Annotated in this window: 14 protein-coding genes; 5 read left to right on the plus strand and 9 right to left on the minus strand. The window is 69.6% G+C overall.

Translation table 11 applies throughout. The features are described from left to right. Positions 1-12 precede the first annotated feature (12 nt). Complete coding sequence (locus tag B0I29_RS07100) at positions 13-558, minus strand: HNH endonuclease (protein ID WP_111648093.1); 546 nt, start codon at positions 556-558, stop codon at positions 13-15. Between the two features lie 246 nt (positions 559-804). On the opposite strand from B0I29_RS07100, the gene B0I29_RS07105 reads away from it, so the two are divergent. From B0I29_RS07105 to B0I29_RS07120, 4 genes are all read left to right on the plus strand, one after another. After that, a complete protein-coding gene (locus B0I29_RS07105; RefSeq protein ID WP_375790650.1) occupies positions 805-1,836 on the plus strand; it encodes a mechanosensitive ion channel family protein in 1,032 nt (343 codons plus the stop codon). Positions 1,837-2,075: 239 nt separating this feature from the next. After that, the gene (locus B0I29_RS07110) at positions 2,076-3,356 is read left to right on the plus strand and encodes an MFS transporter (protein WP_111648095.1); all 1,281 of its coding nucleotides are present in this window, start codon (positions 2,076-2,078) and stop codon (positions 3,354-3,356) included. 20 nt (positions 3,357-3,376) lie between these two features. Continuing rightward, complete coding sequence (locus tag B0I29_RS07115; protein ID WP_111648096.1) at positions 3,377-3,769, plus strand: globin; 393 nt, start codon at positions 3,377-3,379, stop codon at positions 3,767-3,769. 67 nt (positions 3,770-3,836) lie between these two features. Next, positions 3,837-5,102, plus strand: coding sequence for a delta-60 repeat domain-containing protein (locus tag B0I29_RS07120; RefSeq protein ID WP_111648097.1), 1,266 nt, complete (start codon positions 3,837-3,839; stop codon positions 5,100-5,102). Between the two features lie 30 nt (positions 5,103-5,132). Here the strand turns inward: B0I29_RS07120 and B0I29_RS07125 are convergent, their stop codons facing one another. The 5 genes from B0I29_RS07125 to B0I29_RS07145 all read right to left on the minus strand — a co-directional run bounded on the left by B0I29_RS07125 (position 5,133) and on the right by B0I29_RS07145 (position 9,198). Next, positions 5,133-5,714, minus strand: a complete 582-nt coding sequence (locus B0I29_RS07125) for a type III secretion system chaperone family protein (protein ID WP_111648647.1) — start codon at positions 5,712-5,714, stop codon at positions 5,133-5,135. Positions 5,715-5,843: 129 nt separating this feature from the next. Continuing rightward, complete coding sequence (locus tag B0I29_RS07130; protein ID WP_111648098.1) at positions 5,844-6,515, minus strand: DUF8185 domain-containing protein; 672 nt, start codon at positions 6,513-6,515, stop codon at positions 5,844-5,846. Beyond that, positions 6,512-6,922: an acyl-CoA thioesterase gene (locus tag B0I29_RS07135; RefSeq protein WP_111648099.1), complete on the minus strand. Its 411-nt coding sequence runs from the start codon at positions 6,920-6,922 to the stop codon at positions 6,512-6,514. The genes B0I29_RS07130 and B0I29_RS07135 overlap by 4 nt, the downstream gene beginning before the upstream one ends. After that, positions 6,915-8,591 carry an energy-dependent translational throttle protein EttA gene (gene ettA / locus B0I29_RS07140; RefSeq protein WP_111648100.1) on the minus strand — a complete coding sequence of 559 codons (1,677 nt, stop codon included), beginning with the start codon at positions 8,589-8,591 and terminating at the stop codon, positions 6,915-6,917. The genes B0I29_RS07135 and ettA overlap by 8 nt, the downstream gene beginning before the upstream one ends. 97 nt (positions 8,592-8,688) lie before the next feature. Continuing rightward, on the minus strand, positions 8,689-9,198 hold the full coding sequence (locus tag B0I29_RS07145; RefSeq protein WP_245972316.1) for a hypothetical protein: 510 nt from the start codon (positions 9,196-9,198) through the stop codon (positions 8,689-8,691). A gap of 114 nt (positions 9,199-9,312) precedes the next feature. On the opposite strand from B0I29_RS07145, the gene B0I29_RS07150 reads away from it, so the two are divergent. After that, positions 9,313-10,725: an alpha,alpha-trehalose-phosphate synthase (UDP-forming) gene (locus B0I29_RS07150; protein WP_111648102.1), complete on the plus strand. Its 1,413-nt coding sequence runs from the start codon at positions 9,313-9,315 to the stop codon at positions 10,723-10,725. Positions 10,726-10,795: 70 nt separating this feature from the next. Here the strand turns inward: B0I29_RS07150 and cobA are convergent, their stop codons facing one another. The 3 genes from cobA to cobC are packed head-to-tail and all read right to left on the minus strand — an operon-like array spanning position 10,796 to position 14,102. Next, the gene (gene cobA / locus B0I29_RS07155) at positions 10,796-12,004 is read right to left on the minus strand and encodes a uroporphyrinogen-III C-methyltransferase (protein ID WP_111648103.1); all 1,209 of its coding nucleotides are present in this window, start codon (positions 12,002-12,004) and stop codon (positions 10,796-10,798) included. Beyond that, positions 12,001-13,053, minus strand: a complete 1,053-nt coding sequence (gene cobT, locus B0I29_RS07160; RefSeq protein WP_111648104.1) for a nicotinate-nucleotide--dimethylbenzimidazole phosphoribosyltransferase — start codon at positions 13,051-13,053, stop codon at positions 12,001-12,003. The genes cobA and cobT overlap by 4 nt, the downstream gene beginning before the upstream one ends. Continuing rightward, a complete protein-coding gene (cobC, locus tag B0I29_RS07165; RefSeq protein ID WP_245972318.1) occupies positions 13,050-14,102 on the minus strand; it encodes an Rv2231c family histidinol phosphate aminotransferase CobC in 1,053 nt (350 codons plus the stop codon). Before cobC ends, cobT begins: the two co-directional genes overlap by 4 nt. Between the last annotated feature and the right edge of the window lie 52 nt (positions 14,103-14,154).

Genomic DNA, 14,154 nt, shown 5'->3' on the forward strand with positions numbered 1-14,154 from the left:
GAGGCCGGGCGGCTATGCCGCCTCGGCCTCGACAGGTGCGGACGGCATGTCCAGCCAGTCCATCCATCGAGGATCAGGGGTACGGTGCCCGAGCACCCGCCAGGCGACACCACGCGGGGCCGCGGGCAGGGAGTGCAGCCGCCACCCGAGCTCGGCCGGCGTCTTGTCACCCTTGCTGTGGTTGCACTTGGCGCAGGCTGCCACCACGTTCTCCCAAGCGTGCAGGCCACCTCGGCTGCGCGGGAAGACATGGTCGATGGTCTCGGCGGACCCCCGGCAGTACGCGCAACGGCCACCGTCGCGGGCGAAGATGGCCCGGCGGGAAAGCCCGACATGCGTCCGGTACGGCACCTTCACGTACCTCGTGAGGCGGACCACCGACGGGATCGTGAGGGTGTGGTGCGCACTGTGCAGAATGCCGTCGCCGTCGGAGACGGCCTCGGCCTTGGCGGTCAGCAGGAGGATGGTCGCTCGACGCACCGATACGACGCACAGCGGCTCGTAGGTAGCGTTCAGCACTAACGCGGAGGAGCCAACTCTGGGTCGTATGTCAGGCATCGCGAGTCACCCTCCGGTGTCAGTTGCTAGTAACCGCTCCCATAGCCCATGCGTGTGTGATTTGGCCCTCGATAACGAGGCCCGTGCGCCAATAGTCCCTGATGGATGACCTAATTGCCAGCACAATCTGTGGCCACGCGGTAAACGTCTGAGGTCTTCGCACAGCCGTACCCGGTACCTTGACTCCCCGTGGTTCAACTAGCTCCGACTCCTACTCCGTCAGGTTCCGGCTTCACCGTTCCGGAAGTGAACATCACCGACGCGTGCGGCAGCGATGTGCTGTGCAGCCGGTTGCTGGACTGGACCGGCAACCAGTGGCTCGCCAACAGCAGCTACGTGGTGATCATCAAGCCGCTCCGGCTCATCGGGATCATCCTGATCGCGTTGCTCGTCCGGTGGCTGCTGCACCGGGCCATCGACCGGCTGACCCAGAGCACCTCACGCGCCGCGATGCCGGCGCTGCTGAAGCCGCTCAGGGAGAAGGTGACGGCCACCGCCGAGGAGGGCCAGTTCATCCCGGAGCGGCGGCGCCAGCGCGCCGAGGCGATCGGGTCGGTACTGCGCAACTTCGTCAGCGCTGTGGTCTTCACGATGGCCGGCCTGTTGTTGCTGGGCGAGCTCGGCTTCAACCTGGCACCTCTGCTGGCCAGCGCCGGCATCGTCGGTGTCGCCATCGGCTTCGGCGCGCAGAGCCTGGTCAAGGACTTGATAGCGGGCCTCTTCATGCTGCTGGAGGACCAGTACGGCGTGGGCGACACGGTCGACGTCGGCGAGGCGACCGGCGTGGTGGAGAGCGTCGGCCTGCGGATCACCACGATTCGCGACGGCCGAGGCGTGCTCTGGTACATCCGTAACGGCGAGATCGTCCGGGTCGGCAACAAGAGCCAGGGCTGGGGCATGGTCGTGATCGACCTCCCGATCGGCTTCGTGAACGCCGAGGAGGCGGTCGTCGTGCTGCGCCGCGCCGCCGAGGCCGTCGCCGCGGAACCCGAGCACCAGACCGAGTTCCTGGAGCCGCCGGACGTGGTCGGCGTCGAGCAGCTGACCGTGGACGGCGCGGTGATCCGGACCATCGCCAAGACGACGGCCGACGCCCAGCCGGTCATCCAGGGCAGACTTCGCCGGGCACTGACCGAGGCGCTGGACGCTTCCGGTCTCTCGGAGCGGATCGCCGCCTCCCGGCTGGGACCGCGCAACGCGATCCCGCCGACCTGGATGACCGGGTCCGAAAATTCCTCATCTTCGATTTCCGAGCAGCGGCCGGGCAGCACTTCCTGACCAGCACATACTCCATCGTGCGGTAGGTGCGCCCTAGCCCGTTTGGCCGATTTTTGCCCTAACTGCCCTAGCGTGGACTAGGACGATCGGGCAGAATCCGCTAAAGCTGTCCGCATCAGACAGCTTGTTCGCGCCCGGGCAGCCCTCGGTGATCGTCGACAGCGCTGGAGGGCTCGGTGTCAGAACAACCCGCACGGCCAAGCAACACGGCCGACGCGGTCACGCAAAGCGAGCAACCGGTGACTTTCCGCGAGGTCTTCGGGTTGCCCGAGTTCCGGGCGCTGTTCTCATCGGGTGTGGTCGACCAGATCGGCGACTACCTCTCCCGGGCCGCGGTCACCGCTCTCGTCTACCAGCAGAGCCAATCGGTACTGCTCTCCGCGACCTCGTTCGCGATCAGCTACCTCCCGTGGCTCTTCGGGCCGCTGCTGTCGGCGCTCGCCGAGCGATACCCGCACCGCCGGGTGATGATCACCTCGGATCTGTGCCGGATGGTGCTGATCAGCCTGCTCCTGCTGCCGGGCCTGCCGGTGCCGGTCATGTTCGTGCTGCTCTTCCTCTCCGGGCTGGGCGCGCCGCCGTCCCGGTCGGCGCGCTCGGCGATGCTGCCGCTGGTGGTCGGGCGGGACCGTCTCGCGCTGGCCGTGGCCAGCACCCAGACCAGCGGGCAGGCCGCGCAGGTGATCGGATACCTGGCCGGCGCGACCCTCTCGGTGGCGCTCACTCCCCGGATCGCGCTCGGGCTCGACGTGCTCACCTTCGCGCTGTCCGCGGCGATCGTGGCGTTCGGCATCCGGCGCCGGCCGGCCGAGTCGGCCGGCGCCGAGCGAACCCACCTGCTCCAGGAGACATTCGAGGGCTTCCGCCTGGTCTTCGGCGATCAGGTGCTGCGGTCGATCACGATCGTGGTCTACACGGTGACCATCTTCGCCATCGTCCCCGAGGGCCTGGCCGCCGCGTGGGCCGCCGAGGGAACGTCCGGCCCGGACTCACACGGCCTCGACCAGGGCATGATCATGGCGGCCGGACCGCTCGGCTTCGTCATCGGCGGCATCCTGTTCAACCGATTCGTGCCCGCGGCCCGGCGGGTACGCCTCATCCCGCTGCTCGCCGTGATCGCCCCGCTGCTGCTGGTGCCGACCATCACCGGCCCGCCGGCCCCGATCGTGGCGCTGCTGGTCCTGCTCGCCGGGCTGCTGCACGGCTCGCTGCTGCCGACGCTGAACGCGACGTTCGTGCTGGCCCTGCCGCACGGGTTCCGGGCCCGGGCGTTCGGCGTGGTCAACAGCGGGATCCAGCTGTCCCAGTTCGGCGCGGTGATGCTCACCGGCATGCTGGCCGACCGTTTCTGGCTGCCCACGGTGGTGGGCCTGTGGAGCATCGGCGGCACCCTCGCCATGCTGCTGGTCGCGATCTTCTGGCCGCGCCCGGTGGCGTTCGCCGAGGCCGCCGAGCGGGCGAGCGCCTCGGTGCCGTCAGCCCGGCAACCCACGACGAGCGTCACAAGCGAGCAAGCCTGACCTGCTGGCAGGATGGAGCGGTGAGCGAACCCGCCAGTTTCTATGCCGCCGTCGGTGGCGAGCCCACGTTCCGGCGCCTCGTGGACAAGTTCTACGAGGGCGTCACCGAGGACCCGCTGCTGCGCCCGATGTACCCCGAGGAGGACCTCGGGCCGGCCGCCGACCGGCTGACGCTCTTCCTGATGCAGTACTGGGGCGGGCCGAACACCTACTCGGCCTCCCGCGGGCACCCCCGCCTGCGGATGCGCCACGCGCCGTACCAGGTCGACGCGGCCGCCCGGGACGCCTGGCTTCTCCACATGCGTGCCGCGGTGGACTCGCTCGGCCTGCCCGAGGAGCAGCGGACCACGCTCTGGGACTACATGGAGAAGGCGGCGTACTTCATGGTGAACACCATGGATCCCGTTTCCTGAGAGTGTCGCCTCAGCGGGTGACTCGTTGATCGGTTGACCACCTGCGACCGATCCCAGGAGCATCCCCATGCGCCGTCGTCTGCTCGCTGCCGCCGCTGCCGTGGCGGTCGCCGTGCCCGTGATGGCCGCGGCCATTCCGGCCTCGGCCGACCGTGCCCACCCGGCCGTGGTGTCGACCAACCCGGTCGACTGGACACCTCACGTCCTGGACGGCACGGTGTGGGCGCTGGCCCTGGTCGGCGACACCGTAGTGGTCGGCGGCGCCTTCACCCGGGTGGCCGACGCGAAACGCCGGGTCACCGTGGCACGCAAGAACATCTTCGCCTTCGGCCTCTACGACGGGGAGATCCGTACGTTCGCGCCGCAGGTGGACGGCGCGATCTACTCGCTGGCCGCCGGCGACGACTACACGGTGTACCTAGGTGGCGGGTTCAAGTCCGTCAACGGCGCGAACCAGCGCGGCCTGGCCCGGGTCTCGCTGCGGGACAGCGGCCGGGTCGCCCCGTTCAACGCCAAGCTCAACTGGGGTGACGTACGCGCCCTCGCGACCCGTGGCGGACACCTCTACGCCGGCGGCACGTTCACGGCCATCAACGGGGTGAACCGGGTCGCCCTGGCCCGGATGAACGCCACGACCGGCGCCGTCGACCAGGGCTTCGACGCCCGGCTGTCCGGTCCGGGGCTGAAGCGGGTACGCGTCGAGCACTTCGACGTCTCCCCCGACGGACGCAAGCTGATCGCCGTGGGGGCGTTCCTGAAGTCCGGCGGGTACGACCGGACACAGATCGCGCTCTTCGACGTCGGCGGCCCCTCGGCGATGCTGTCCAGCTGGTACACCACCGCGTACGAGCCGCCGTGCATGCAGGGCTTCGACACGTACCTGCGGCAGGTCAAGTTCTCACCGGACGCGTCGTACGCCGTGGTCGCGGCGACCGGCCGGGCGTCGTCGGCGCAGAAGCTCTGCGACTCGGCGGCCCGGTTCGAGACCAGCGGCGGCCGGCGCAATCCGACCTGGGTGCAGCGCACCGGCGGCGACTCGCTGTACGCCGTGGCGGTCACCGGCGCGGCCGTTTACCTGGGCGGGCACCAGCGGTACTTCGACAACCCGTACGGCACCGACAGCAACGGTCCGGGGCCGGGCGCGGTGTCGAGGCCGGGCATCGGCGCGGTCAGTACGAACACGGGCAAGGCACTGCCGTGGAACCCGACCCGTTCCCGGGGCGTTGGCGTCCGCGCGTTCCTGGCGACCGCACAGGGCCTTTTCGTAGGCTCCGACACCGACCAGCTGGGCCGCGAGTACCACGGCCGCCTCGGCATGTTCCCGCTGAGCTAGCCGGCTCCGCGGCGATTGCCTTGCCGCCAGCTAGAGCAGGGCGCCTTCGTCGTGCAGCCAGTCCACGAACGACGTGGCGACGGCTGCGCCGCAGTCCAGCATCTCCACGAGCAGGGTGTCGTGCGCCCCGGCCGCGAGCGGCACCTGCAACTCCGCGTATATCGGCAGCTGACCCCGCTCGGTGGGGTCGCCGACGTACGCCTTACAGAAGCGCCTCGTGTGGTTCCACTCGTTGACCACCCGGTATGCCCGGTCGGCCCAGTCCGGCGGGACCGTCGCGTGCGGGCGGGCCCGCATCACCAGGATCTCGTCGTCGGGGCCCTCCAGCGTGAACAGCACGGCGTGCCGCTCCCACATGGCCAGCAGACTGCCGCCACCGTCAGCGAGGAACCTTATGTCGAGCATGTCGAGCGCCTTGCCGATGCGCGCGAGCGACACCGGGGCGACCAGATCGGAGGACCCGGTCGTCGACAGCTCGGCCGGGACCGCTGACCGGGAGGGCTCGCGCTGGGCCGGAACTCCGACACGGACCGCGCTCTGCACCGCCACTTCGCCACCGGAATCAGGCTCGTTCGACGACGCCGATCCCGGACGCCATGACCACCACGGCATCGTGTGCACCTCACTCCCCAACAGATCCACCGCCGGACGTTGCAGTGGACCCGAGGGCCGACGGTACCCGTACAGTTCCTGAAGGTCATCCCCCCAACCGGAGGGCGGGCCCGTAAGAACGATGCCGTGTCACCCTTTCGGGTGACTTGACATCGGAGTAACGGTCAATTTGTGAACACTCTGTCGCCACGCCACTCCATATGGTGCGGAAATTCCCACCCAGCTTCCCGCCACCCGCACGCGCGCGTCGGGACCGTCGCCGAGCCCGGCGGCCGGGCGAGGGCCGAGGAATCCCATCCGCGCGACGGCCTGAACGAGTCGCTGCGAGACCTGAACGGGTGCGCCGTCGTCCGGAGTGACGACGAGGGCGACGTGATCGAGCAACGCGTCCCGGACCGCCCGCTGCCCGACCGCCCGGCCGGACATGCCACCGGTGGAGATCTCACGCAGTGTCCCGGCGGCGGCGCTCGCCAGCCGGTCCAGTTCGGCGCCGGACACCGATTCCACGGCCTGCGAGGCGGCCGGCGGCAACGCCCACCGCCAGAGCACGTCGCGTCGTTCCGGCAGGGTGTCTCCGCCTCCGGCGAGAACGGCGAGCAGCGCGGTCGCCGAGACCGTGGCGTCACCCGGCCCGGCACCGGCCACCTCACGGGTGACCAGCACGTCCCAGGGAAGATGTGCCCAGAGGGCGGTACGCCCACCGGACGACCGGAGTCGGACCGGAGCGGCCGGATCCAGGCGGGTGAGCCTCGCCAGGAACGCGCCTGCATCGGGGATCCCGAGCAGGCCGTGCTCACTCATGACCGGATCCAATAGGGCGTCAGGAAGTCCTTCTCCGCGGCCGAGAGCCTCCGCGGATGCCCCTCGGCCAGGTTGTAGGGCACGCAGACCGACCGCGCCCGGCTGGCCAGCTGGCCGTCGTCGAAGAGCTCGTAGTCCACCGTGAACGACGCTGCCTTCAGGCCCGAGATCCACATCTCGACGCGTACCGGGTCGCCGAAGTCCACCGGCCGCAGGTAGTCGATCTCGTGCCGGGCGATCACGATGCCCTCCTCGAACGAGCCCAGGCCGTGCGCACGGGCACCGACGAAGAACATCGCGACCCGGGCCTCCTCGTAAAGGGTGAGGAAGCGAGCGTTGTTGACGTGCCCGTACGCGTCCATGTCGGACCAGCGCACGGGCACGTCATATACAAAACGATCAGTCACGGGTGAGCTTGCGGTACGTCACCCGGTGCGGCCTGGCGGCGTCGGCACCCAGCCGGTCGACCTTGTTCTTCTCGTACGCATCGAAGTTGCCCTCGAACCAGAACCACTTGTCCGGCTCCTCGTCGGTGCCCTCCCACGCGAGCATGTGGGTGGTGACCCGGTCGAGGAACATCCGGTCGTGGGAGATGACCACGGCGCAGCCGGGGAACTCCAGCAGCGCGTTCTCCAGGCTGGAGAGCGTCTCGACGTCCAGGTCGTTCGTCGGCTCGTCGAGCAGGATCACGTTGCCGCCGATCTTCAGCGTCAGCGCGAGGTTGAGACGGTTGCGCTCACCGCCGGAGAGCACCTTCGTCGGCTTCTGCTGGTCCGGGCCCTTGAAGCCGAAGGCCGCGACGTACGCCCGCGAGGGCATCTCGACCTTGCCGACCATCATGTGGTCGAGACCGTCGGAGACGACCTCCCACACCGTCTTGGAGCCGTCGAGGCCGCCACGGTTCTGGTCGACGTACGACAGCTTGACCGTCTCGCCGACTCGCACCGAACCGGAGTCCGGCTCCTCCAGACCGACGATGGTCTTGAAGAGGGTGGTCTTGCCGACGCCGTTCGGGCCGATGATGCCGACGATGCCGTTACGCGGCAGCGAGAACGACAGGTGGTTGATCAGAGTACGGCCGTCGAAGCCCTTGACCAGGTCCTTCGACTCGATGACCGTGCTGCCCAGACGCGGGCCCGGCGGGATCTGGATCTCCTCGAAGTCCAGTTTCCGGGTCTTCTCCGCCTCGGTGGCCATCTCCTCGTACCGCTCGAGGCGGGACTTGCTCTTGGTCTGACGCGCCTTCGCGTTCGACCGCACCCACTCGAGTTCCTCGGAGAGACGCTTCTTCATCTTGGCGTCCTTGCGGCCCTCGACCGAGAGACGCTGGGCCTTCTTCTCCAGGTACGTGGAGTAGTTGCCCTCGTAACCGATCGCCCGGCCACGGTCCAGCTCGAGGATCCAGCCGGCCACGTTGTCCAGGAAGTACCGGTCGTGAGTGATCGCCAGGACGGTGCCGGCGTACTTGGCCAGGTGCTGCTCCAGCCAGGACACGCTCTCGGCGTCCAGGTGGTTGGTGGGCTCGTCGAGCAGCAGCAGGTCGGGCGCCTCAAGCAGCAGCTTGCAGAGCGCGACGCGGCGGCGCTCACCACCGGAGAGCTGGGTGACGTCGGCGTCCGGCGCGGGGCAGCGCAGCGCGTCCATTGCCAGTTCCAGCTTGGAGTCGATGTCCCACGCGTCTTCGTGGTCGAGCTCCTCCTGGAGCTTGCCCATCTCCTCCATGAGCTCATCGGTGTAGTCGGTGGCCATCTGCTCGGCGATCGCGTTGAACCGCTCCAGCTTGGCCTTGGTGCCCGCGACCGCTTCCTCGATGTTGCCGAGGACGGTCTTCTCCTCGTTCAGCGGCGGTTCCTGCGCCAGCATGCCGACGGTGTAGCCGGGCATCAGCCGGGCCTCGCCGTTGCTGGGGATGTCGAGACCCGCCATGATCTTCAGCAGGCTGGACTTACCGGCGCCGTTCGGGCCGACGACACCGATCTTGGCGCCTGGCAGGAAGCTCAGCGTCACGTTGTCGAGCACGACCTTGTCGCCGTGCGCCTTGCGCGCCTTTTCCAGGACGTAGATGTATTGGGCCACGTTGTGCCCTACCTCCAAGATCGTGAATGATCGGTGCCGAATCAAAGGGCAATCTTTCCAGGTACCCCCACGACTCCGAACGACGACCCCGTCAGGTTTACTCCCTGACCGCCTTCTGCTCCTCGCTCGTGCCGTCCGCGTACGCGATCGTCAGCCCGGTCTCGTCGACCGAGAAGACATTGCCGTCGACGGCGGTGGCCACGTACGACCCGTTGCTGTCCTGCCACACCCCGCCGAGGAAGAGAGCGGTCTTGTTCTCGATCCAATCGGCGTCGGTGCCGCCCTTGTTGGCGTGATAGAAGAGCTGGCCCGTCCGGTCCTGGCAGATCCAGATCACGGTCTTGCGGACGGTACGCACCCGCAGCACCTCGACGAGCTCGCCGGACGCCCCCTGGATCGCACCGGCTCGCTGGGTCTGCTCCGGGCAGAGCGGGCCGTCGACCAGCGTCACCGGCTCCGGCGTGACCTCGGCGCGGGGCTCCCGGTTTCGTTCCTCGCCGAGAAGATATCCACCGATCATCCCAATGATCGTCAGCAGCACCGTGGCAATGACCACAGGGAAGAACAACGGACGCCGCTGCTGGGAATGATCATCGAGGGGGGTCACCGGCTCAGGATGGCACCCCTGTTCCAGCCGGTCCATCGCCAGGCGTTGAACCGCGGGAGCCTACGCACAGTAGGCTCGCCTTGGGAACAGAAACCACTCGGAGGTGTACTCAGCGTGGCCGAACGAAGTTCCTTCGTCGTCGTCGCCAACCGTCTACCCGTTGACGAGATCACCACACCGGAAGGTGAGAAGCAGTGGCGGCCAAGCCCGGGTGGGCTGGTCACAGCCCTGCACCCGGTGCTGACCGAGCACCGCGGAACGTGGATCGGGTGGGCCGGCGGAGAGGGCGAAGCGCCTGAGCCGTTCGAGCTCGAAGGCATCAACATCCATCCGGTCCCGCTCAGCGCCGAGGAGCTGGAGCGCTACTACGAGGGCCAGTCGAACGCCACGATCTGGCCGCTGTACCACGATGCGGTGGAAACTCCGGTCTACAAGCGTCGCTGGCGTGAGACGTACCGGATCGTCAACCAGCGATTCGCGGAGGCCGCCGCCGAGGTGGCCGCCGAGGGTGCGACCGTCTGGGTGCAGGACTACCAGCTCCAGCTGGTGCCGTCCCTGCTCCGGGAGCTGCGGCCGGACCTGCGGATCGGGTTCTTCCTGCACATCCCGTTCCCGCCGATCGAGCTGTTCATGCAGATGCCGTTCCGCGCGGAGATCCTGCGCGGCCTGCTCGGCGCCGACCTTGTCGGTTTCCAGCAGCGTCTCGCCGCGCAGAACTTCGTACGCCTCGCCCGCCACCTGCTCGGGCTGCGTTACGAGGGCCAGTCGATCAAGGTGGACGGGCGCAGCGTCAAGGCCGGCGCGTTCCCGATCAGCATCGACACCAAAGACATGGAACGGCTCGCTGCCGATCCGGCCGTCCAGGCGCGGGCCAAGCAGATCCGCGCCGAGCTGGGCGACCCGGAAACCGTGATCCTCGGCGTCGACCGGCTGGATTACACCAAGGGCATCGAGCTGCGCCTCAAGGCGTTCCGCGAGCTGCTCGCGGACGGCAAGCTCAACGTCGGTGACGCGGTGATGGTGCAGGTCGCCACGCCGAGCCGGGAGCGGGTCGAGCACTACCAGACGCTGCGGGTGAAAGTCGAGCGCGAGGTCGGCCGGATCAACGGCGAGTTCGGCCGGGTGGGTGTGCCGGCCGTGCACTACCTGCACCAGTCGATGCCGAAAAACGAGCTGGCCGCGCTTTACGTGGCGGCCGACGTCATGATGGTGACCCCGCTGCGCGACGGCATGAACCTGGTCGCCAAGGAATACATCGCCTGCCGGGGTGACACCGGCGGCGCGCTGGTGCTCAGTGAGTTCGCCGGTGCGGCGACCGAGCTGCGCCAGGCGTTCCTCTGCAACCCGCACGACCCGGACGGCGTGAAGGACGCCCTGCTGCGCGCGGTCGGCGCGGAGCAGCCGGAACTCAAGCGCCGGATGCGCGTCATGCAGCGCCACCTGCGCACTCACGATGTGGCCCGCTGGGCGCACACCTTCCTCGATGAGCTGGGCGTCGACGAGACCCCGGACACCGAAGAGGCGTAAAACCCGTTGCTCGGCGCCGGGCCGTTTCTGGCCCGGCGCCGTGCTTGGGTACGCGTAAAAGAACGCCCCGTCAGCCCGCGGCCGGCGTGAAGACGTCGGACACGGCGACCACATCGCCGATCACGACGACAGCCGGCGGCCGGATCCCGGCCTCAGCCGTGTCCGCGGTGACCGCCCCGAGGGTGCTGCGCAGTGACCGCTGGTGAGCCGTCGAACCCTCCTGCACCACGGCGACCGGCGTCTCCGGCGACCGCCCCTCGGCGATCAGCCGCTCGCTGATCTTCGGCAGGTTCTTCAGGCCCATCAGCACCACGAGCGTGCCGCGCAGCCGCGCCAGAGCCGGCCAGTCCACCAGCGAGTCCGGGTGCTCCGGCGGGATGTGCCCGGAGACCACGGTGAACTCGTGCGCCACTCCCCGGTGGGTGACCGGGATCCCGGCCAGCGCGGGCGCCGCGATCGAGCTGGTCACGCCCGGCACGACGACAACCGGCACGCCGGCCGCCGCGCACGCGAGCGCCTCCTCGCCACCACGGCCGAAGACGAAGTTGTCGCCGCCCTTGAGCCGCACCACGAACTTCCCCTGTTGCGCCCGATCCACCAGAATCCGGTTGATCTCCTCCTGAGCCGCCGACGGCCCGTACGGAATCTTCGCGGCGTCGATCAGCTCGACCTCGGGGCGCAGCTCACCCAGGAGCACACCCGGGACCAGGCGGTCGGCGACCACCACGTCGGCCGCGGCGAGCAGGCGCCGGCCTTTCACGGTGATCAGCTCGGGGTCGCCGGGGCCGCCGCCGACCAGGGCGACGCCCTTGAGCTCGGGCGCGGCCGGCGGTGTCGCCTCCAGCGCGTGCGCGACCAGGTCACGGACCGCCATGGCCCGGCGGCGGTCACCACCGTCGGTCACCGCCACCGTCACCTGCCCGTGGCGGGTGACAGCCGGAGTCCACGCGGTCGCGGCGTCGCGGTCGTCCGCGCGTACGCAAAAGATGTGGTGAGCCTCCGCCGCCTCACTCACCTCGGCGGCAGCGATGGGGTCGTCGATCGCGACGTGGACCAGCCACGCGCCTTCGACATCGCCCGGCGTGAAGCGCCGCGGCGTCCAGACCGCACGCCCGGCGTCGACGTGCGAGCGCAACGCGGGGGTGAGCTCGGGCGTCACGATCTCGACCTGGGCGCCCGCCGCGATCAGCGCCGGCACCCGGCGGGTGGCGACCATGCCGCCGCCGACCACCAGGACGCGGCGGCCGGCCAGCCGCAGGGCCAGTGGGTAAAGGCTCATTTCTCGGATACTCCCGCGCTGTCGAATGTCGCCACCTCGTGCAGTACGCGCACCGCGGCCGACACGACCGGCAGGGCCAGCACCGCGCCGCTGCCCTCGCCGAGGCGCATGCCCAGGTCGAGCAGCGGTTCCAGGCCGAGGTGGGCGAGCGCCACGGTCGCGCCCGGCTCGGCCGACCGGTGCCCGGCGACCATCGCGGCCACCGAGTCGGGGGCGAACGCCGCCGCCGCGAGTGCGGCCGAGGCGGCGATCACGCCGTCCACGATCACCGGCACCCGGTGCACGGCCGCGCCCAGGATGAAACCGGCCAGCGCCGCGTGCTCCAGACCGCCGACCGCGGCCAGTACGCCGAGCGGGTCGGCGAGGTCGGGCGTGTGCCGAGCGAGGGCCGTGCCGATCACGTCGGTCTTGTGCGCCAGCGTGGCGTCGTCGATACCGGTGCCCCGGCCGGTCACGGTGGCCGGCTCGGATCCGGTGAAGACCGCGATCAGCGCCGCCGCCGGGGTCGTGTTGGCGATGCCCATGTCGCCGGTGAGCAGGCACTTCGCACCCGAGTCGACGAGCTGGGCGGCGACCGCGATGCCGATCTCGACGGCTGCCTGTGCTTCTTCGCGGGTCAGCGCGGGCTCGGCGGTCATGTCCCGGGTGCCGCGGCGCACGTTCACGTCCAGCAGGTTCGAGCCGCCGTGCAGCGGGATCCCGACACCCACGTCGATCACCATGACGTCCGCGCCGGCCTGCCGGGCGAACGCGTTCACCACGGCGCCGCCGGCCACGAAGTTCGCCACCATCTGCGCGGTGACCTCCTGCGGCCACGGCGTCACGCCCTGGGCGTGCACCCCGTGGTCGCCGGCGAAGACCGCGACCGTGGCCGGCGCCGGCAGCGGCGGCGGGCACACTCCGGCCAGGCCGGCCAGGCGTACCGACAGCTCTTCCAGGGCGCCCAGCGAGCCGGCCGGTTTGGTCAGCCGGGCCTGCAGCTCCCGGGCGGCGTTCATGGCCTGCTCGTCGGCGGGCCGGATGGCTGCCAGGGTGGTCTCCAGCGTCACGATCGCTCCTCGATCAGGTCGGTCAGAGTCTGCACGAATCCGTCAGTGATGGCAGTGTCGCGCACCGCAATCCGCAGCCAGTCGGTGCCCAGCCCCGGGAAGGTGTCGCCCCGGCGCACGGCATAACCACGTTCGCGCAGGTCACGGCGGATCTGGTCGGCACCGGGAAGGCTGATCGCGACGAACGCGCTCGCCGGGTTCCCGGCAACCGTGACGCTCGGCACGTGCCGCAGCCTGTCCACCAGGTGGGCACGTTCCCTCGCCATCTCCGCGGCGATCTCCCGTTCGGCAGCGACCGCAACCGGCGAGGCGCAGGCGGTGGCCGCTGCCAGCGCCGGGGTGGAGACCGCCCAGAGAGGTTGGGCTCTCGCTAGTTTTGGCAGCAGATCCGCCGGCCCGAGCAGATAACCGATCCGCAGGCCGGCCAGGCCCCACGTCTTGGTCAAGCTGCGCAGGACCACGAGGCCGGGCAGATCATTTCGTTCGGCGAGCGATTCCGGCTCTTTTTTGTTTCCCGGGCTATGGGTCGTGTCGGCGAACGCCTCGTCGACCACCAGGACCCGCCCCGGACGGGCCAGTTTCGCCACGTCGGCAGCCGGGTGCAGCACCGACGTCGGGTTGGTGGGGTTACCGACGAAGACCAGGTCGGAGTCCTCCGGCACCAGCGCCGGGTCAAGCCGGAACCCGTCCTCGGCCCGCAGCAGCACCCGGTCGACCCGGTGGCCGGCGTTGATCAGCGCGGCCTCCGGCTCGGTGAACTGCGGATGCACCACGACCGGTCGGCGCGCGCCGCGCAGCGCCTGCGCGAGCAGCACGAACGCCTGGGCGGCGCCGGCGGTGAGCAGGACCTCCGCCGGATCGCGGCGGTGCCGCGCGGCGACCGCCTCGGTCGCGGGCCGGGCATCCGGGTACGCGGCCAGCGCGCCCAGTGACGCCGCGATCGGCTCCGCCAGCCAGGCGGGCATGGGCTGGCGCCGCACGTTGACCGCAAGATCGATCAGGCCCGCGCCCACTTCGGCGTCGCCGTGATGATCAAGATCGAAGGTCATGGCCCCAGCATGCCGGATGTGGGTCCGCCGCCTCATTCCCCGGCCTTTTCAC

Source organism: Actinoplanes lutulentus (assembly GCF_003259845.1).
In the GTDB taxonomy this organism is placed as follows: domain Bacteria; phylum Actinomycetota; class Actinomycetes; order Mycobacteriales; family Micromonosporaceae; genus Actinoplanes; species Actinoplanes lutulentus.